Genomic DNA, 17669 nt, shown 5'->3' with positions numbered 1-17669 from the left:
AGAAATCAAAGTGACCCAGGACATGCAATTCGGAAAGGTGGGCGAGTGAAATGAACCGCGAAATGTTGATGCTGATCGATGCGATCTCGCGCGAGAAGAACGTCGAGCGCGACGTCGTGTTGGGCGCCGTGGAACTGGCGCTGGCCTCGGCCACCAAAAAACTCTACAAGGGCGACGTGGACATCCGCGTGGCCATGGACCCGGACACCGGTGCCTACGAGACCTTCCGCCGCTGGCTGGTGGTGCCCGATGAGGCCGGCCTGCAGAACCCCGACGCCGAAGAACTGCTGACCGACGCCCGCGACGAACTCGCCGACATCGAAGAAGGCGACTTCATCGAGAAGCCGGTCGAAAGCGTGCCGATCGGCCGCATCGGTGCCATGGCTGCCAAGCAGGTGATCCTGCAGAAGATCCGCGACGCCGAGCGCGAGATGCTGCTCAACGATTTCATGTCGCGCGGCGACAAGATCTTTGTGGGCACCGTCAAGCGCATGGACAAGGGCGACCTGATCGTCGAGAGCGGCCGGGTTGAAGGTCGCTTGAAGCGCGGCGAGATGATCCCGAAAGAGAACTTCCGCACCGGCGACCGCGTGCGCGCCATGATCATGGACGTGGATCTGACGCTGCGCGGCGCGCCCATCCTGCTGTCACGCTCGGCCCCGTCGTTCATGATCGAACTCTTCCGCCAGGAAGTGCCCGAAATCGAACAAGGCCTGCTGGAGATCAAGACCTGCGCCCGCGACCCGGGTTCGCGCGCCAAGATCGCCGTGCACACCAACGACCGCCGCATCGACCCCATCGGCACCTGTGTCGGTGTGCGCGGTTCGCGCGTCAACGGCGTGACCAACGAACTCGCAGGCGAGCGTGTGGACATCGTGCTGTGGTCCGAAGACCCGGCGCAGTTCGTCATCGGCGCGCTGGCCCCGGCCAACGTGGTCTCCATCGTGGTGGACGAAGAGCGCCATGCCATGGACGTGGTGGTCGACGAGGAAAACCTCGCCATCGCCATCGGCCGCGGTGGCCAGAACGTGCGCCTGGCGTCCGAGCTGACCGGCTGGCGCATCAACATCATGACGGCCGACGAGTCGGCCCAGAAGCAGGCCGAAGAGGCCGACGGCATCCGCAAGATCTTCATGGCCAAGCTGGACGTGGACCAGGAGATTGCCGACATCCTGATCGAAGAAGGCTTCACCAGCCTCGAAGAAGTGGCCTATGTGCCGCTGCAGGAAATGCTGGAGATCGAGTCTTTTGACGAAGACACGGTCAATGAGCTGCGCACCCGCGCCAAGGATGCCCTGCTGACCATGGAAATCGCTCGCGAAGAGAGCGTCGAAGAGGTGTCGCAAGATTTGCGCGACCTCGAAGGCGTGACCCCGGAGCTGATCGCCAAGCTGGCCGACGCCGGCATCCACACCCGCGACGAGCTGGCCGACCTGGCCACCGACGAGCTCACCGACATCACCGCACAGACGCCTGAAGAGGCCACCGCGCTGATCATGCTGGCACGCGCTCACTGGTTCACCGGTGACGAAGCGCAATCCACGACCTGACCAGCGGAGGCCCATCGGAGAATAGAGACCTATGACAAGTACCACCGTCGCCGAACTGGCTGCCGAGCTGAACAAGCCCACCACCGTCCTGCTGGAGCAACTCTCCGCAGCGGGCGTGCCCAAGTCGTCCGGGACCGATCCGGTCACCGAGTCCGACAAGCAATCGTTGCTGGGCCACCTCAAAGCCAGCCATGGCACGGCCGGCGGTGAGCGCAAGAAGATCACCCTGGTGAAGAAATCGACCTCCGAGATCAAGCAGGCCGACTCCACTGGCCGAGCCCGCACGATCCAGGTGGAAGTGCGCAAGAAGCGCACCTTCATCAAGCGCGACGACGAGGTGGCCGTGCCCGAGGTGGTTGAGGAGCCGGTTGCTGCGGCGCCGGTGATCGACACCGAAGAACTGGCCCGCCGCGAGGAAGACGCGCGCCGCCATGCCGAGCTGCTGCGCCGCCAGGAAGAAGAATTCAACGAGAAGCGCCAGGCCCGCGAGGCCGAGGAAGCCCGCCAGGCGCAAGCCGTGGTCGAGCAGGAGCGTGCTGCTTCGGCCGCTGCGGATGCCGCGGAAGCCGCTGCCCGCGCCGCCGCCGAAGCCGCTTCGCCCGAAGGCATTGCAGAAGCCATTGCGGCACGCACCGCCAAAGACGCCAAGGCCAAGACCGACTCGCTGGAACGCGATTCCGCAGCCCGCGTGATCGCGGACCGCAACGCCGAGAGCAAACGCGCCGACGATCTGCGCGCCCAGGATCTGGTGGAGCGCCGTCGCAAGGCGGAGGCCGAAGCCGCGAACATCCGCGCCATGATGTCGGCGCCTGCCAAGACCTTGGTCGCGAAGAAGCCCGAACCGGCTCCCGTGGCCGATCCGAAGGCCGGCATCAAGGGCACGCTGCACAAGCCTGCCGGCACGCCCGGCAAACCCGCCACCACCGCAGCTGGCGCCGCCACGGCCGGTGTGGCCGGCAAAAAAGAGATCAAGTCCGAGAACCTGTCTTCCACCTGGAAAGACGACGCGGCCAAGAAGAAAGAAATCAAGACGCGTGGCGATACCAGTGCCGGGCGTTCCAACTGGCGCGGAGGCCCGCGTGGTCGCCGCGACTCGCGCGATTCCCGAGACACCGGCGCCAGCAATTTCGTGGCACCGACCGAAGTCAAGGTCATTGAAGTGCACGTGCCGGAGACCATCACGGTGGCCGAGCTCGCACACAAGATGAGCCTGAAGTCGTCCGAGGTCATCAAGCAGTTGATGAAGCTCGGTCAGATGGTCACCATCAACCAGCCGCTGGACCAGGACACCGCCATGATCGTGGTGGAAGAACTCGGCCACAAGGCTGTGGTGGCGGCGCTGGATGATCCGGAAGCTTTTGCCGACGACGAAACCTCGCAGCAGGAACACGAGTTGCTGCCGCGTGCACCGGTGGTCACCGTCATGGGCCACGTGGACCATGGCAAGACCTCGCTGCTGGATTACATCCGCCGTGCCAAGGTGGCTGCGGGCGAAGCCGGCGGCATCACGCAGCACATCGGGGCGTACCACGTCGAGACCGAGCGCGGCATGATTTCATTCCTCGACACCCCCGGTCACGAGGCCTTCACCGCCATGCGTGCCCGTGGTGCCCAGGCCACCGACATCGTCATCCTCGTCTGCGCGGCAGACGACGGCGTGATGCCGCAGACCAAGGAAGCCATCAAACACGCCAAGGCGGCGGGCGTTCCCATCGTCGTGGCGTTGACCAAGATCGACAAGCCCGGCATCAACCTGGAGAAGGTTCGCTCCGAACTCGTGGCCGAAGAAGTCGTGCCCGAAGAGTTCGGTGGTGACGTGCCCTTCGTGGGTGTGTCCGCCAAGACCGGCCAGGGCATCGACGCGCTGCTGGAGCAGGTGTTGTTGCAGGCCGAAGTGCTGGAACTGAAGGCGCCTGTGGATGCCATGGCCAAGGGCCTGGTGATCGAAGCCCGTCTGGACAAAGGCCGCGGTGCCGTGGCCACGGTGCTGGTGCAGAGCGGCACGCTCAAGACCGGTGACGTGGTGCTGGTCGGACAGACCTCTGGTCGTGTGCGTGCCATGCTGGACGAAAACGGCAAGCCGATCAAGGCCGCCGGGCCGTCCATCCCGGTTGAAATTCAAGGTCTGTCGGAAGTGCCCCAGGCCGGCGACGACTTCATGGTGATGACCGACGAGCGCCGTGCGCGCGAGATCGCCACCTACCGTGCCGGCAAGTTCCGCAACACCAAGCTGGCGCGCCAGCAGGCCGCCAAGCTGGAGAACATGTTCTCCGACATGTCGGCTGGCGAAGTCAAGCTGCTGCCCATCATTGTCAAGTCCGACGTGCAGGGTTCGCAGGAAGCGCTGGCCCAGTCGCTGCTCAAGCTCTCGACCGACGAGGTCAAGGTGCAACTGGTGTTCGCCGGGGTCGGCGGCATCAGCGAGTCCGACGTGAACCTGGCCATTGCCTCCAAGGCGGTGATCATCGGCTTCAACGTGCGTGCCGACGTGGGAGCCCGCAAGCTCGCCGAAGGCAACGACGTGGACCTGCGCTACTACAACATCATTTACGACGCCGTCGATGAGTTGAAAGCGGCCATGTCCGGCATGCTGGCGCCCGAGAAGCGCGAAGAAGTCATCGGCTCGGCCGAGATCCGCACCGTGTTCGTGGCCACCAAGATCGGCACCATTGCCGGTTGTATGGTCACGGCTGGCCAGGTCACCCGCAGCGCGCATTTCCGCCTGCTGCGCGACAACGTGGTCATCTACACCGGCGAGATCGACACCCTCAAGCGCCTCAAGGACGACGTGCGCGAAGTCAAGGAAGGCTTCGAGTGCGGTATCAAGCTGAAGAACTACAACGACATCAAGGAAGGCGACCAGCTCGAATTCTTCGAGGTCAAGGAAGTCGCGCGGACGCTGTAAACCATGCCTCGCAAAGCTTCATCCGTCCCCAACCGCGGTTTCCGCGTGGCCGACCAGATCCAGCGCGATCTGGCCGAGCTGATCGCGCGCGAGTTGAAAGATCGGCGGGTGGGCATGGTCACGATCAATGCGGTCGAGGTCACGCCCGACTACGCGCACGCCAAGGTGTTCTTCAGCCTGCTCACGGGTGATCCTGCGGAAACGCTGGAAGGCCTCAATGCCGCGGCGGGTTTCCTGCGCAGCGGTTTGTTCAAGCGGCTGCACATCCACACCGTGCCCACGCTGCACTTCGTGTTCGACCGCACCACCGAGCGCGCGGCCGACATGAACGCCTTGATTTCCAAGGCTGTCTCTTCTCGGTCAAAGGAAGAATAACGATGCACGCGCCACGCACGAGGGTGCAGCGGCGCCCTGTGCATGGGGTGCTGTTGCTCGACAAACCGCTGGGTCTCTCCAGCAACCAGGCTTTGCAGAAAGCCAAATGGTTGCTGCGAGCCGAGAAAGCAGGCCACACCGGCACGCTCGATCCGCTGGCCAGCGGTGTGTTGCCGTTGTGCTTTGGCGCGGCCACGAAATTCAGCCAGATCCACCTCGACGCCGACAAGACCTATGAGACCGTGGTGCGCCTGGGCGTGAAAACCAGCACTGGCGACGCAGAAGGCGAGGTGATCCTGACCCGCGACGTGGTTTGCACGCCGGGCCAGGTGGTTGAAGCGCTCGACGGTTTCATGGGTCCGATCGCCCAGGTGCCGCCGATGCACAGCGCCTTGAAGAAGGACGGCAAGCCGCTCTACGAATACGCGCGCCAGGGTGAGACGGTGGAGCGCGAGGCGCGCCACGTCACCATCCACGACCTCGACCTGCTGGACATGCAACTGCAGGGCGACGCGCCGTTTCTTCATCTGCGCGTGCGCTGCAGCAAGGGCACCTACATCCGCACCTTGGGTGAAGACATCGCCGAGGCCCTGGGCTGTGGCGGGCACCTGAGCATGTTGCGCCGCATCGAAACCGGCCCGTTCAACGCCTCGCAGTGCATCACGCTTGACGCCCTCGAAGCGCTGGACGAAAGCGAACGCATGGCGCTGTTGTTGCCGGTGCAGACCCTGCTGGAAGGCCACGAGGCCGTCACGCTGGACGCTGATGATGCGGGGCGTTTCCTCAGCGGCCTGCGCCGCCGTGGCGCCTGGGCCGACCAGGAAAGTGTGGCCGTGTTCGGTCCTGTTTCCACCGGCGATGAATCGTTTTCACAAGAAGCCGTGCTGCTGGGCAGCGCGCACACCCAAGCGGGTGAACTGATCCCGGGGCGGCTGCTGAGCCCCATCGAAATACAGCAAATCCTGGAAACCTCACCGGAACTCGCATCATGAGCAAACAAATCCGCAACATCGCCATCATTGCCCACGTTGACCATGGCAAAACCACCATGGTGGACCAGCTGCTTCGCCAGTCGGGCACCTTCGCCGAACACGAAAAGATCGTGGACACGGTGATGGACAACAACGCCATCGAACGCGAGCGCGGCATCACCATCCTGGCCAAGAACTGCGCCGTGAGCTGGGAAGGCACGCACATCAACATCGTCGACACCCCCGGCCACGCGGACTTCGGCGGTGAAGTCGAGCGCGCCCTGTCCATGGTGGACGGTGTGGTGCTTCTGATCGACGCGCAGGAAGGCCCGATGCCGCAGACGCGCTTCGTGACCAAGAAGGCGCTGGCCCTGGGTCTGAAGCCCATCGTGGTGGTTAACAAGGTCGACAAGCCGGGCGCGCGCCCGGACGCCGTGATCAACGCCGCGTTCGATCTGTTCGACAAGCTCGGTGCCAACGACGAACAGCTCGACTTCCCCGTGGTGTACGCCTCGGGCATCAACGGCTGGACCTCGCTGGTCGAAGGCGCACCGGGCGAGCAGTGGGGACCCGACATGTCGGCCCTGTTCAACACCGTGCTCAAGCACGTGAAGCCGCAGGACGGTGACCCGGCAGCGCCACTGCAGTTGCAGGTTTCCGCACTCGACTTTTCCACCTTCGTTGGCCGCATCGGCGTGGGCCGCATCAGCCAGGGCACGATCAAGCCCAACATGGACGTGGTCGTGATGGAAGGCGTGGACGGCAAGGTCGTCAAGGGTCGCGTCAACCAGGTGCTGAAGTTCCAGGGCCTGGACCGCGTGCAGGTGACCGAAGCCGGCCCGGGCGACATCGTGCTGATCAACGGCATTCCCGACATCGGCATCGGCGTGACCGTGACCGATCCGCTGACCCCCGCTCCGTTGCCCATGCTCAAGATCGACGAGCCGACGCTGACCATGAACTTCTGCGTGAACACCAGTCCGCTGGCCGGCCGCGAAGGCAAGTACGTGACCAGCCGCCAGATCTGGGACCGCCTGCAGAAAGAGCTGCAGCACAACGTGGCCCTGCGCGTGAAGGAAACCGACGAAGACGGCATCTTCGAAGTGATGGGCCGCGGTGAATTGCACCTGACCATCCTGCTGGAAAACATGCGCCGCGAAGGCTACGAACTCGCGGTGTCCAAGCCACGCGTGGTGTTCCGCGACATCGACGGTGTGCGCCACGAGCCCATCGAGATGGTGACGGCCGACATCGAAGAACAGCACCAGGGCGGCGTGATGCAGGCACTGGGCGAGCGCAAGGGCGAACTGGCCAACATGGAACCCGATGGCCGTGGCCGCGTGCGTCTGGAGTACCGCATTCCGGCGCGTGGCCTGATCGGTTTCACCAACGAGTTCCTGAACCTGACGCGCGGTTCCGGCCTGATCGCCAACATCTTCGACGGCTACGAGCCGCACAAGGGCGACATCGCCAGTCGCAAGAACGGCGTGCTGATCTCCATGGACGACGGTGAAATCTTCACCTACGCCCTGGGCAAGCTCGACGACCGCGGCCGCATGTTCGTGCGCGCCGGCGACCCGGTGTACGAAGGCATGATCGTCGGCATCCACAACCGCGACAACGACCTGATCGTCAACGCCACCCGCACCAAGCAGCTGACCAACTTCCGCGTCAGCGGCAAGGAAGACGCTATCAAGATCACGCCGCCCGTTGACCTCAACCTCGAGTACGGTGTGGAATTCATCGAAGACGACGAACTGGTCGAAATCACGCCCAAGAGCGTGCGTCTGCGCAAGCGCTTCCTGAAGGAAAGCGACCGCAAGCGAGCCTCCAAAAGCTGAGCCGGGCGGGCCGCGGCTCTGTGCTGCGGCTGCTGCGACCTGAACTGGCCATGCCTTTTCAAGCCCTCAACCGCCTGACGCACACCCAGGCGGTTTTTCTCATGCTGGCGGTCACACTGATGTGGTCGATCGCCGGTGTGGTGTCGCGCCAGCTGGAATCGGCGGCGCGGTTCGAGGTCACGTTCTGGCGCAGCGCCTTCACCGCGCTGTCCTTGCTGGTCATCCTGCCCGTCTGGCGGCAGGCCGACCGACGCCAAGGTCACCTGGTTGCGTCAACAGACGCACCCTCGCTGCGGATTTGGCTCAAACACCATTGGGGCCTGATTCCCGAATCGTCGGCCTTCTGGATCTCGGGCGTGTGCTGGTCGGTGATGTTCACCGCCTTCATGCTGGCCCTGACCTTCACCAGCGTGGCCAACGTGCTGGTGATCATGTCGGTGGGGCCGCTCTTCACCGCGCTGGTGGCGCGTATCTTCATCGGCCAACAGCTGGCCGCGCGCACCTGGTTGGCCATCCTGGCCGCCGGCGCCGGCATCGCCTACATGTACGGCAGCCAGTTCGTGCAGGCGCTGGCCCATCCCGAGATCGACACCGGTGGACTGGTGCTGGGTTCGCTCACCGCCTTGTGCGTGCCCGTCGCCGGCGCCATCAACTGGACGGTGGTGCAACGCAGCCAGACCCACGGCGAAAAGATCGATCTCGTGCCCTCGGTGCTGCTCGGTGCCGTGATCTCCTCCCTGCTCACGCTGCCGTTCGCGCTGCCTTTTGCAGCCACCGCGAGTGACGTGGCGTGGCTGGCCATGTTGGGTCTCGTGCAACTGGCGATTCCCTGCGCGCTGTCGGTGGTGTGCGCGCGCGTGCTCAAGGCGCCTGAAGTTTCGCTGCTGGCCCTGCTGGAAGTGATCTTCGGCATCCTGCTGGCCTGGATCTGGGCCAACGAAGTGCCGGGCGACGAGGTGCTGCGCGGCGGCAGCCTGGTGATCGGCGCCCTGGTGATCAACGAGTTGCTGGGCTGGCGTTCTCGGGCGGGGACGCCCCGCATCCAGACGGTCGACCAGCAACCCCAATGAACGATTTTTCGGAAGAACAACGATGAACGTCCCTGCGCCTGAAACCCTTGTCATCGCCGAAGTGCTGGGCCGCGTCGGCTGCATCACGCTCAACCGGCCCAAGGCCCTCAACGCCTTGTCGCTCGACATGATCCGCAGCATCACGCGGGCACTCGAGCGTTGGAGGGACGACGACGAGGTGCTGGCCGTTGCGATCCGCGGTGTCAACAAGGAAGGCCCGTTCGGCAGCTTCTGCGCCGGCGGCGACATCCGCTACTTCCACCAGGCCGCGCTCTCGGGCGACGCGTCGCTGGAGGCATTCTTCACCGAAGAGTACGCGCTCAACCACCTGATCCACACGTACCGCAAGCCCTACATCGCGTTCATGGACGGCATCGTCATGGGCGGCGGCATGGGCATCAGCCAGGGCGCGAGCCTGCGCATCGTCACCGAACGCAGCAAGCTCGCCATGCCCGAGACCCACATCGGCCTGTTTCCCGATGTGGGCGGCGGCTACTTCCTGAGCCGCTGCCCGGGCCGCCTGGGCGAGTACCTCGCACTCACCGGCCAGGTGCTCGGCGGGCGCGACGCCATGGCCGCTGGCCTGGCCGACGGCTTCATCGATTCGGGCCGCCTGGTCGGCTTGTGGAATTCACTGGCTCAAACGCCGTTCGAGAACGGGGCAGCGGTGGAGCGCTGGTGCGCCAGCCACCTGAGCATCACGGTGGCCGCGGGCAGTTGGCCTGCCAAAGAGATCGACCGGGTGTTCGGTTTGCCCGACGTGCACGCCATCATTTCCACGCTGGAGTCGGACGACAGCGAATGGGCCAAGGCCACGGCCGCCACGCTGCGCCACCGCTCACCGCTGATGCTGCATGTGGTGCTGGAGCAGGTGCGCCGTGCGCGTGGACTCGGCCTGGCCGACAACCTGCGCATGGAGCGCGGCATGGTGTACCGCTGCTTCCACCTGCGCCCGGGCGCGGCCAGCGAAACCGTGGAAGGCATCCGCGCGCTGGCGGTGGACAAGGACCACCAGCCGCGATGGAACCCCGAACGCATTGAAGAAGTGGGAAGAGGGCAGGTGGCCGCGTTCTTCGAGAGCCCGTGGGCTGCGGAGGTTCACCCGCTCGCGCACCTTCGCTGAACACGCCCGCGCAGAAGACGCTGCTGCGCCTCAGCGGTTGCGTGACTTCATGGCGCGATCGACCTCGCGCTTGCCTTCGCGGTCCTTGATGGTGTCGCGCTTGTCGTGTTCGGCCTTGCCCTTGGCGAGCGCCAGTTCACATTTGACCTTGCCGTTCTTCCAGTGCAGGTTGAGTGGCACCAGCGTGTAGCCCTTCTGCTCGACCTTGCCGATGAGACGGCGTATCTCGTCCTTGTGCAGCAGCAGTTTCTTGGTGCGCACCGAGTCCGGGCTGACATGGGTGGAGGCGGTGTACAGCGCGTTGATCTGGCAGCCGATCAGGAACAATTCGCCGCTGCGGATGACCACATAACCGTCGGTGAGCTGCACCTTGCCTTCGCGCAGGGCCTTCACCTCCCACCCTTCGAGCACCATGCCGGCTTCAAAACGTTCCTCGATGGCGTAATTGAAGAACGCCTTCTTGTTGTCGGCGATGCGGCTGTCGAGGCCTTTGGTGGGGGTTGCTTTGCTGTTTTTGGTGGCCATGACGCGCGAGGTGCGGCCGTTTCAGGCCAATACAATGAGTTCGATTGTATGAAAACGATTCACAAGTCTGTCTTGCTCTCCCACAGCGCCCATGAAATGTTCGCGCTGGTCACCAACATCGAGCACTACCCTCAGTTCCTCCCGTGGTGCGACCACGGCGAAGTGCTGGAACTCAACGACGACGGCATGCTGGCTCGCGTGGGCATGGCCATCAGTGGCCTGCGCCAGAGCTTCACCACCCGCAACACCCACGAGACCGACCGCAAGGTGCTCATGGAGCTGGTCGATGGACCCTTCTCACAGCTGGATGGCGTCTGGGCATTCACGCCTCTTGGTGACGGCACGCTGCGTGCCTGCAAGGTGGAGTTCACACTGAGCTACGGTTTCTCCAGTTCTGCCCTGGCCGCGCTGGTCGGCCCGGTGTTTGACAAGATCGCCGGCAACCTGGTGGATGCGTTCGTCAAACGTGCCGACCAGGTCTACGGCGCGGACTGAGCCCGGCATGCACATCACCCTGATGTTTTCGCCGGCACCGCGTGAGGTGCTGGAGCTAGATCTGCACGTGCCGGAGGGATGCACGGCCCATGGGGCGCTGGAACTGGCGGGATGGCTCAAGGCTTTCCCCGAACTCGCAACGCCCGCACTCACGCTGGGCGTGTGGGGTCGGCGTGTGGGTCGTGAACATGCTCTGCGCAATGGCGATCGGCTGGAGGTCTACCGGGCGTTGCGCGTGGACCCGAAGGTGGCTCGCCGGGAGCGTTTTGTGGGGCAGGGCGCGCGGGGAACAGGCTTGTTCGCGCGAAGAAAAGCCGGCTCCAAGGCCGGCTACTGAAGACTTGCCGCGCTGAGGCGGATCACTGTTTGGGCAGGGGCCCGCAGTCGTTGCGGATGATGCCTTCCATGCGCTGGGTCTCAGCGGCCTTGGCCTTGTCGTCCATGATCTCGCGCTCGCCCTTGGCGTTCGTGGTCGCCAGACGCACGCCGGAGTCCATCGTGATCTTGGCTTTGCGCGCACGTTCGCAGTTGTCGGCGCGCGCTTTGGCCACGTGCTCTGCTTCGGCCTTCTTCCTGGCCTCTTCGGCCTGCTCGGCCTGCTTCTTCTTCGCTTCGAGTTCGGTGTCGCGGGCGGGGATCTGTGGAGCGGCCGGTGCGGCGGTGGCCGCGGCGGTTGCAGCCGGCTCTGCGGTCACTGCCGGCGGGGCCATGCCCGAACCGGGCTTCTTGAGGATGCTCTTGTCCGGGATGCTGGCTGGTGGCGGGGTGTCGCTGAACACCTTGCGCCCGGTGCTGTCGACCCATTGCCACTGCGCCATGGCAACAGAGCTGCAGGCGAGCAGCAAGACCGTCAACAGGGGCGCGCGCCAGGGCAGTTGGGAGGTGGTGACTTGTGACATTTCGCGAGTTTAGCCCTGAGTTCCCAGGCTGCCTCACTCCATGCACGCAGGGCGGCGCACCAGCAGACGCAGCGGTGGTTTTTCCGCACTGAGCGGTCAAACCGGTGCGTTCCCACCTGCGGGTTTGCCCGCAGGGCGGGCGGCTACAATCGACGCTTTTGGAGCTTTCCCATGCGCCTACTCGGCAAAGCGCTCACCTTCGACGACGTGTTGCTGGTGCCAGCGTACTCCCAGGTCCTGCCCAAGGACACCTCTCTCGCCACCCAGTTTTCCCGCAACATCCAGCTCAACCTGCCCTTGGTCTCCGCGGCCATGGACACGGTCACTGAAGCCCGTCTGGCGATCGCCATCGCCCAGGAAGGCGGCATCGGCATCATCCACAAGAACCTCACACCGCAAGAGCAGGCGGCCCAGGTGGCCAAGGTCAAGCGCTACGAATCGGGCGTGCTGCGCGACCCGGTGGTGATCTCGCCGCAGACCACCATCCGCCAGGTCATGAAGCTCTCGGACGAGCTGGGCATCTCCGGCTTCCCGGTGGTCGAAGCAGGCCGCGTGGTCGGCATCGTCACCGGGCGCGACCTGCGCTTCGAGACCCGCTACGACCTGCCGGTCAGCGAGATCATGACGCCGCGCGAGCGCCTGATCACCATGCCCGACGGCACCACGCCGGCCGAAGCCAAGACCTTGCTGAACAAGCACAAGCTGGAGCGCCTGCTGCTGGTCAACGACGGTTTTGAGCTCAAGGGCCTGATCACGGTGAAAGACATCACCAAGCAGTTGAACTTTCCCAACGCCGCACGCGATCCGTCGGGCCGCTTGCGCGTGGGCGCCGCGGTGGGCGTGGGCGAAGGCACCGAAGAGCGCGTGGAGGCCCTGGTCAAGGCCGGCGTGGACGCCATCGTGGTCGACACCGCACACGGTCACAGCAAGGGCGTGATCGACCGCGTGCGCTGGGTCAAACAGAATTACCCGCAGATCGACGTGATCGGCGGCAACATCGCCACCGGTGGCGCGGCCATGGCGCTGGTGGAAGCCGGCGCGGACGCGGTCAAGGTCGGCATTGGCCCGGGCTCCATCTGCACCACCCGCATCGTGGCCGGTGTGGGCGTGCCGCAGATCATGGCCATCGACAGCGTGGCCACCGCGTTGCAAGGCACGGGCGTGCCCATGATCGCCGACGGCGGCATCCGCTACAGCGGCGACATCGCCAAGGCCATCGCCGCTGGCGCCAACACCGTGATGATGGGCGGCATGTTCGCCGGCACCGAAGAGTCGCCGGGCGAGATCGTGCTGTACCAGGGCCGCAGCTACAAGGGTTACCGCGGCATGGGCTCCATCGGTGCCATGCAGCAGGGCAGCGCCGACCGCTATTTCCAGGAAAGCAGCACCGGCAACCCCAACGCCGACAAGCTGGTGCCCGAAGGCATTGAAGGCCGTGTGCCCTACAAAGGTTCGGTCGTCTCCATCATTTTCCAGATGGCCGGCGGCCTGCGCGCGGCCATGGGCTACTGCGGCTGCCCGAGCATCGAGCACATGCGCCACAAGGCGGAGTTCGTCGAGATCACCTCGGCCGGCATCCGCGAGAGCCATGTGCACGACGTGCAGATCACCAAGGAAGCCCCGAACTACAGAGCTGAATAAGCGCCCATGCGCCAGTGGCCGTCCTGATGGACGGCCTTTTTGCTTTCTGAACAGTCCCGCCAGACAACGCCATGCAACACCAGAAAATCCTCATCCTCGATTTCGGTTCACAGGTCACCCAGCTGATTGCCCGCCGCGTGCGCGAAGCGCATGTGTACTGCGAAGTGCATCCGTGCGATGTCAGCAGCGACTGGATTCGTGAGTTCGCCGCCGATGGCCAGCTCAAGGGCGTGATCCTGTCCGGCAGCCACGCCAGCGTGTACGAGGTGGACGACAAGGCGCCTGATGTGGTCTACGAGTTGGGCATTCCGGTTCTGGGCATTTGCTACGGCATGCAGACCATGGCACAGCATCTTGGCGGCAAGGTCGAAGGTTCGAACTCGCGCGAGTTCGGCTACGCCGAGGTGCGCGCGCGCGGTCACACCGCGCTGCTCAAGGACATTGCCGACTTCCACACACCCGAAGGCCACGGCATGCTCAAGGTCTGGATGAGCCACGGCGACAAGGTCACCGAGCTGCCGCCCGGCTTCAAGCTCATGGCCAGCACCGACAGCTGCCCCATCGCCGGCATGGCCGACGAAGCGCGCCATTTCTACGCGGTGCAGTTCCACCCAGAGGTCACGCACACCGTGCAGGGCCGGGCGATGCTGGAGCGTTTCGTGCTCGACATCTGCGCGACCCGGGCCGACTGGGTGATGCGCGACCACATCGAAGAAGCGGTGCAGAAGATCCGCGAGCAGGTGGGCGACGAAGAAGTCATCCTCGGCCTGTCCGGTGGTGTCGATTCGTCGGTGGCCGCGGCTCTGATCCACCGCGCCATCGGCGACCAGCTGACCTGTGTGTTCGTCGACCATGGCCTGCTGCGCCTGAACGAAGGCGACATGGTGATGGACATGTTTGTCGGCAAGCTGCACGCCAAGGTGATCCGGGTGGACGCGGCCGACCAGTTCCTCGGTCACCTGGCCGGTGTGAACGAGCCGGAGGCCAAGCGCAAGATCATCGGCCGCGAATTCGTCGAGGTTTTCAAGGCCGAAGCCGCCAAGCTCATCTCAAGTGGTGCATCAACAAAAGGCGCCAAGTGGTTGGCACAAGGCACTATTTATCCGGACGTGATCGAATCGGGCGGCGCCAAGAGCAAGAAGGCCGTGACCATCAAGAGCCACCACAACGTGGGTGGCCTGCCTGAGCAACTGGGCCTGAAGCTGCTGGAGCCGCTGCGCGATCTGTTCAAGGACGAGGTGCGCGAACTTGGTGTTGCGCTCGGCCTGCCGCACGACATGGTCTACCGCCACCCGTTCCCGGGCCCGGGTCTGGGCGTGCGGATTCTGGGCGAGGTGAAGAAGGAATACGCCGATCTGCTGCGCCGGGCCGACGCCATCTTCATCGAAGAACTGCGCTCCACCATCGACCACCCCAGCGGCAAGAGCTGGTACGACCTCACCAGCCAGGCCTTCACCGTGTTCCTGCCGGTCAAAAGCGTGGGCGTGATGGGCGACGGCCGCACTTACGACTATGTGGTGGCCCTGCGTGCGGTGCAGACCAGCGACTTCATGACCGCCGACTGGGCCGAGCTGCCTTACGCGCTGCTCAAGAAGGTCAGCAGCCGCATCATCAACGAAGTGCGCGGCATCAACCGCGTGACCTACGACGTGAGCTCCAAGCCCCCCGCCACCATCGAGTGGGAATGAAAGAAGATCGGTTTGCACCATTCAAGTACGTTCTGCAAACCGGCGATTCTTCAAAAGAATCAACAACTTATCTGTCTGTGTCGATCAAGATCGTTCAACAGGTACAAAATTAGGCTGACGGTAAAACAGTCGGTAAATTTGCGGCGCCTCGACACCGCCCGAGAAAGTACCGTCAGGCTGTTCTGACGGTATCGGGCGTGCGCAAAAAGGAGCCGTCATGCTGTTTGAAACCACCACCGACGTCGCAGAATCCACTTCCGCAGTCAGGTCCCCGAACTTCATCTTCCATGTGTAGTACGTCGCCTCGGACACTCCGATTTGGCGGCACACGTCGACCACCGGTGTGCCTGACCCAGCCAGTCGCAGCGCGTAGGCGATTTGTTCCTCAGAAAATCTCGACCTCTTCATTGCTTCTCCTTGCGCCCCTTCGGGCTTGCCGGAAAGCAACCGTACCCCCTAGTTTTGAAAAGTCCGGAATTCGGGGGAGACGTCACGACTTACTGAGACAGTCGGACGTTGCTATGCGCTTTGATGACCGTAAGTCTTTTGCGCCGGGAGCAAAAGACCATCGAGCCAAGGCCGGTCAGCAGCAGCGCGAGTGTCTCGGGTTCTGAGACAGGTGTTGACGCATCAACGTTCAACCCGTCGAAAAACACAGAACCTGCGAGCGATGTGGTTGTCGTGCCCGTCCGAACGAAGTCGAGCGCCATCCTTCCGTCAAAAGTTGGCAGTGTGGCTGGAAGGGCTTCGTTGTCGAGGAAATCCGTAATTAGGTCGGGCACACTCTGATCCTCCAGCCAAAACAATCTCACATTCACCAGCGTGTAGTCCCCAATTGTGAATCCGACGAGGTTACGTGGACTGGTGCTGGTGAGTGAAGGGTCGGCAGAAAGCGCCAATGAATCAACGGGAACCGCGCCGGGAGCGGGTGATCTGTCATTGCCCACGATGACAACGCCTCGTTTGTCCGAGAAGGACAAGCCTGATACGGAACCGGACAGTTCACTAAAGCTAGCGGCATTGCCGGTTGTGGCGTTATGGCCGCCGTAAGAAAGTCCGGTTCCAACATCTTGTATGAAAGGAGCGGCTGAATCGAAGTCGAATGTTCCTGAGATTACCGCGTCGGAGCTAAAAAGACCTGCAATTGAAGTTGTCCCAAATGGGCTTGCACTCGTGGAAAAGCTGTAAGTCACTGGTGCCGCAGCGACACCACCACCGACGCAATGGAGCACCGCGATAAAGACAAATTTGCCAGCAAGTCGCCACATAAAGCCTCCGGTATCTAATATTGATGCGAATTGATTTTTGCAGGACAAACAAGTGAAGCGTTGAGAATAGTCAATTCGAGAGCGGAAGCGAGCCAGAACAGCGCCCAAAAGCTTTAGTCCATCGGCTGGGTGTCGCTCCTCGGGGCCGGCTTCGACGACGCCCAGCAAGATCTTCTGCGCGAGGGGTTGCTGAACCACATGTCGCCGGGCCGCTTCGCCCAGTACATCGAGTCGATGGCGCAGATGATCCCCGCCGAGCGCCCATCCTCGTGCTCGAAGAACCCGGCCAAACGGCCGTCCCAGCCGAGGAGCAGTCCACATTTACCGTCACTTCCAGCCAGATCGCCCCAGTTTTTACCGTCAGCTGATGCTTGCAGGCACCTGCAGTAGAGTCAACCGCATTGAGCGCGCTGCGCCCGGCGACCCACAACACGAGACTTCTAGAAATGGCGGTAAACATGACAGTATTCGCGTTCGCCGAGGCTCGGTTTTCTCCTCTGTACAGAGCGAAGAGCGCTGAGTTATTGACAATCGAGTTGGAGTGAGGTGTCCGCCTCATGGGCGAGCAGTTCGATCGCCAGTTCGGCCTGCTGCGCTCGCTGCTGGTCTACCGCGGCATTCCCTGGCGGGGCGCACAGCTGCGGCGCTTTTACCGGCGCTTCGTGCCCGCTGGCGGGCTCGCGTTTGATGTCGGCGCGCACGCCGGCAACCGGACGGCGGCATTTCGCCAGTTGGGGGCACGGGTGGTGGCGCTGGAGCCCCAACCTGCTTTCATTCGGCTGCTGCAACGCCGCTTCGGTGCAGATGCTCAAGTGACCTTGCTGCCTCAGGCGCTCGGTCGCGCACCGGGACAGGCGCGTTTGATGTCCAGCCCACGCACGCCCACGGTCGCCACGCTCTCGACCGACTTTGTCCAGCGCGCCGGCGCGGCGCCTTCGTTTCGCGGCGTGCATTGGCAAGACGGCCCGCTGGTGGACGTGACCACGCTGGACGCCTTGATCGCCGCGCACGGCAAGCCCGACTTCGTGAAGATCGATGTGGAGGGCTTCGAACTGGAGGTGCTCATGGGCCTGAGCCAGCCGGTTGGCGCCGTGTCGTTCGAGTTCCTGCCGGCCGTGCGCGATGTGGCCCTGGGCTGCATCGACCGGCTGGAAGTCCTGGCCGGGGAAGGGCGCTACCGCTACGCCGTGTCGCTGGGCGAACGGCTGAGTTTGTTGAAACCGGACGGTGAGTCGGCCGACGCCATGCGCGCCTGGCTGCGGGCCATGCCGCCCGATGGCCCGTCGGGCGACGTGCACGCGTGGTTGACACGCTGAGT

Annotated in this window: 15 protein-coding genes and 1 pseudogene; 12 read left to right on the top strand and 4 right to left on the bottom strand. The window is 63.7% G+C overall.

Annotated features, from left to right (window positions below; all coding sequences use genetic code 11):
* Positions 1 to 50: 50 nt before the first annotated feature.
* Genes nusA through BSY239_RS08630 form a run of 7 tightly spaced genes read left to right on the top strand, consistent with a single transcriptional unit; the run spans position 51 to position 9835 of the window.
* Positions 51 to 1550 (top strand): transcription termination factor NusA, encoded by a 1500-nt coding sequence (nusA, locus tag BSY239_RS08660; RefSeq protein WP_069046491.1) that lies wholly within the window; start codon positions 51 to 53, stop codon positions 1548 to 1550.
* Positions 1551 to 1581: 31 nt separating this feature from the next.
* Entirely contained in the window at positions 1582 to 4455 is a 2874-nt protein-coding gene (gene infB, locus BSY239_RS08655) for a translation initiation factor IF-2 (RefSeq protein ID WP_069046490.1), read from the top strand.
* A 3-nt stretch (positions 4456 to 4458) separates the two neighbouring features.
* Entirely contained in the window at positions 4459 to 4830 is a 372-nt protein-coding gene (rbfA, locus tag BSY239_RS08650; RefSeq protein WP_069046489.1) for a 30S ribosome-binding factor RbfA, read from the top strand.
* A gap of 2 nt (positions 4831 to 4832) precedes the next feature.
* Positions 4833 to 5822, top strand: coding sequence for a tRNA pseudouridine(55) synthase TruB (truB, locus tag BSY239_RS08645; protein ID WP_069046488.1), 990 nt, complete (start codon positions 4833 to 4835; stop codon positions 5820 to 5822).
* The gene (typA, locus tag BSY239_RS08640) at positions 5819 to 7642 is read left to right on the top strand and encodes a translational GTPase TypA (RefSeq protein WP_069046487.1); all 1824 of its coding nucleotides are present in this window, start codon (positions 5819 to 5821) and stop codon (positions 7640 to 7642) included. Before truB ends, typA begins: the two co-directional genes overlap by 4 nt.
* 50 nt (positions 7643 to 7692) lie before the next feature.
* The gene (locus BSY239_RS08635; protein WP_069048879.1) at positions 7693 to 8712 is read left to right on the top strand and encodes a DMT family transporter; all 1020 of its coding nucleotides are present in this window, start codon (positions 7693 to 7695) and stop codon (positions 8710 to 8712) included.
* 22 nt (positions 8713 to 8734) lie between these two features.
* Positions 8735 to 9835 (top strand): enoyl-CoA hydratase/isomerase family protein, encoded by a 1101-nt coding sequence (locus BSY239_RS08630; protein WP_069046486.1) that lies wholly within the window; start codon positions 8735 to 8737, stop codon positions 9833 to 9835.
* Positions 9836 to 9865: 30 nt separating this feature from the next.
* On the opposite strand, the gene smpB is transcribed toward BSY239_RS08630, so the two are convergent.
* Positions 9866 to 10360, bottom strand: a complete 495-nt coding sequence (gene smpB, locus BSY239_RS08625) for an SsrA-binding protein SmpB (RefSeq protein WP_069046485.1) — start codon at positions 10358 to 10360, stop codon at positions 9866 to 9868.
* A 48-nt stretch (positions 10361 to 10408) separates the two neighbouring features.
* Between smpB and BSY239_RS08620 the strand changes: the two genes are divergently transcribed.
* Together BSY239_RS08620 and BSY239_RS08615 are read left to right on the top strand one after the other, a co-directional pair.
* Positions 10409 to 10855 carry a type II toxin-antitoxin system RatA family toxin gene (locus BSY239_RS08620; protein ID WP_069046484.1) on the top strand — a complete coding sequence of 149 codons (447 nt, stop codon included), beginning with the start codon at positions 10409 to 10411 and terminating at the stop codon, positions 10853 to 10855.
* Between the two features lie 7 nt (positions 10856 to 10862).
* Positions 10863 to 11192 (top strand): RnfH family protein, encoded by a 330-nt coding sequence (locus BSY239_RS08615; protein ID WP_069046483.1) that lies wholly within the window; start codon positions 10863 to 10865, stop codon positions 11190 to 11192.
* Positions 11193 to 11214: 22 nt separating this feature from the next.
* On the opposite strand, the gene BSY239_RS08610 is transcribed toward BSY239_RS08615, so the two are convergent.
* Positions 11215 to 11754 carry a DUF4124 domain-containing protein gene (locus BSY239_RS08610; RefSeq protein WP_069046482.1) on the bottom strand — a complete coding sequence of 180 codons (540 nt, stop codon included), beginning with the start codon at positions 11752 to 11754 and terminating at the stop codon, positions 11215 to 11217.
* Positions 11755 to 11925: 171 nt separating this feature from the next.
* Here BSY239_RS08610 and guaB point away from each other — a divergent pair, with 171 nt between their 5' ends.
* Together guaB and guaA are read left to right on the top strand one after the other, a co-directional pair.
* Positions 11926 to 13395, top strand: coding sequence for an IMP dehydrogenase (gene guaB / locus BSY239_RS08605; protein WP_069046481.1), 1470 nt, complete (start codon positions 11926 to 11928; stop codon positions 13393 to 13395).
* A 71-nt stretch (positions 13396 to 13466) separates the two neighbouring features.
* Positions 13467 to 15083, top strand: coding sequence for a glutamine-hydrolyzing GMP synthase (gene guaA / locus BSY239_RS08600; RefSeq protein ID WP_069046480.1), 1617 nt, complete (start codon positions 13467 to 13469; stop codon positions 15081 to 15083).
* A gap of 258 nt (positions 15084 to 15341) precedes the next feature.
* On the opposite strand, the pseudogene BSY239_RS22825 reads toward guaA, so the two are convergent.
* Both BSY239_RS22825 and BSY239_RS22405 read right to left on the bottom strand, forming a co-directional pair.
* Positions 15342 to 15491 (bottom strand): annotated as a pseudogene (locus BSY239_RS22825) (transposase); the annotation flags it as partial.
* An 89-nt stretch (positions 15492 to 15580) separates the two neighbouring features.
* A complete protein-coding gene (locus BSY239_RS22405) occupies positions 15581 to 16519 on the bottom strand; it encodes a PEP-CTERM sorting domain-containing protein (protein ID WP_172823090.1) in 939 nt (312 codons plus the stop codon).
* A 389-nt stretch (positions 16520 to 16908) separates the two neighbouring features.
* Between BSY239_RS22405 and BSY239_RS08590 the strand changes: the two genes are divergently transcribed.
* Entirely contained in the window at positions 16909 to 17667 is a 759-nt protein-coding gene (locus tag BSY239_RS08590; RefSeq protein ID WP_069046478.1) for an FkbM family methyltransferase, read from the top strand.
* Positions 17668 to 17669: the final 2 nt, after the last annotated feature.

It is taken from the genome of Hydrogenophaga sp. RAC07 (assembly GCF_001713375.1).
Lineage (GTDB): Bacteria > Pseudomonadota > Gammaproteobacteria > Burkholderiales > Burkholderiaceae_C > Hydrogenophaga.
Note: the sequence above shows the minus strand (reverse complement) of the source record. Positions and strands in the feature narration are given on the sequence as shown.

Excerpts from the sequence above, each read along its gene's own strand:
- nusA (WP_069046491.1), top strand. The coding sequence starts at position 51 with ATGAACCGCGAAATGTTGATGCTGATCGATGCGATCTCGCGCGAGAAG.
- infB (WP_069046490.1), top strand. The coding sequence starts at position 1,582 with ATGACAAGTACCACCGTCGCCGAACTGGCTGCCGAGCTGAACAAGCCC.
- rbfA (WP_069046489.1), top strand. The coding sequence starts at position 4,459 with ATGCCTCGCAAAGCTTCATCCGTCCCCAACCGCGGTTTCCGCGTGGCC.
- truB (WP_069046488.1), top strand. The coding sequence starts at position 4,833 with ATGCACGCGCCACGCACGAGGGTGCAGCGGCGCCCTGTGCATGGGGTG.
- typA (WP_069046487.1), top strand. The coding sequence starts at position 5,819 with ATGAGCAAACAAATCCGCAACATCGCCATCATTGCCCACGTTGACCAT.
- BSY239_RS08635 (WP_069048879.1), top strand. The coding sequence starts at position 7,693 with ATGCCTTTTCAAGCCCTCAACCGCCTGACGCACACCCAGGCGGTTTTT.
- BSY239_RS08630 (WP_069046486.1), top strand. The coding sequence starts at position 8,735 with ATGAACGTCCCTGCGCCTGAAACCCTTGTCATCGCCGAAGTGCTGGGC.
- smpB (WP_069046485.1), bottom strand. The coding sequence starts at position 10,360 with ATGGCCACCAAAAACAGCAAAGCAACCCCCACCAAAGGCCTCGACAGC.
- BSY239_RS08620 (WP_069046484.1), top strand. The coding sequence starts at position 10,409 with ATGAAAACGATTCACAAGTCTGTCTTGCTCTCCCACAGCGCCCATGAA.
- BSY239_RS08615 (WP_069046483.1), top strand. The coding sequence starts at position 10,863 with ATGCACATCACCCTGATGTTTTCGCCGGCACCGCGTGAGGTGCTGGAG.
- BSY239_RS08610 (WP_069046482.1), bottom strand. The coding sequence starts at position 11,754 with ATGTCACAAGTCACCACCTCCCAACTGCCCTGGCGCGCGCCCCTGTTG.
- guaB (WP_069046481.1), top strand. The coding sequence starts at position 11,926 with ATGCGCCTACTCGGCAAAGCGCTCACCTTCGACGACGTGTTGCTGGTG.
- guaA (WP_069046480.1), top strand. The coding sequence starts at position 13,467 with ATGCAACACCAGAAAATCCTCATCCTCGATTTCGGTTCACAGGTCACC.
- BSY239_RS08590 (WP_069046478.1), top strand. The coding sequence starts at position 16,909 with ATGGGCGAGCAGTTCGATCGCCAGTTCGGCCTGCTGCGCTCGCTGCTG.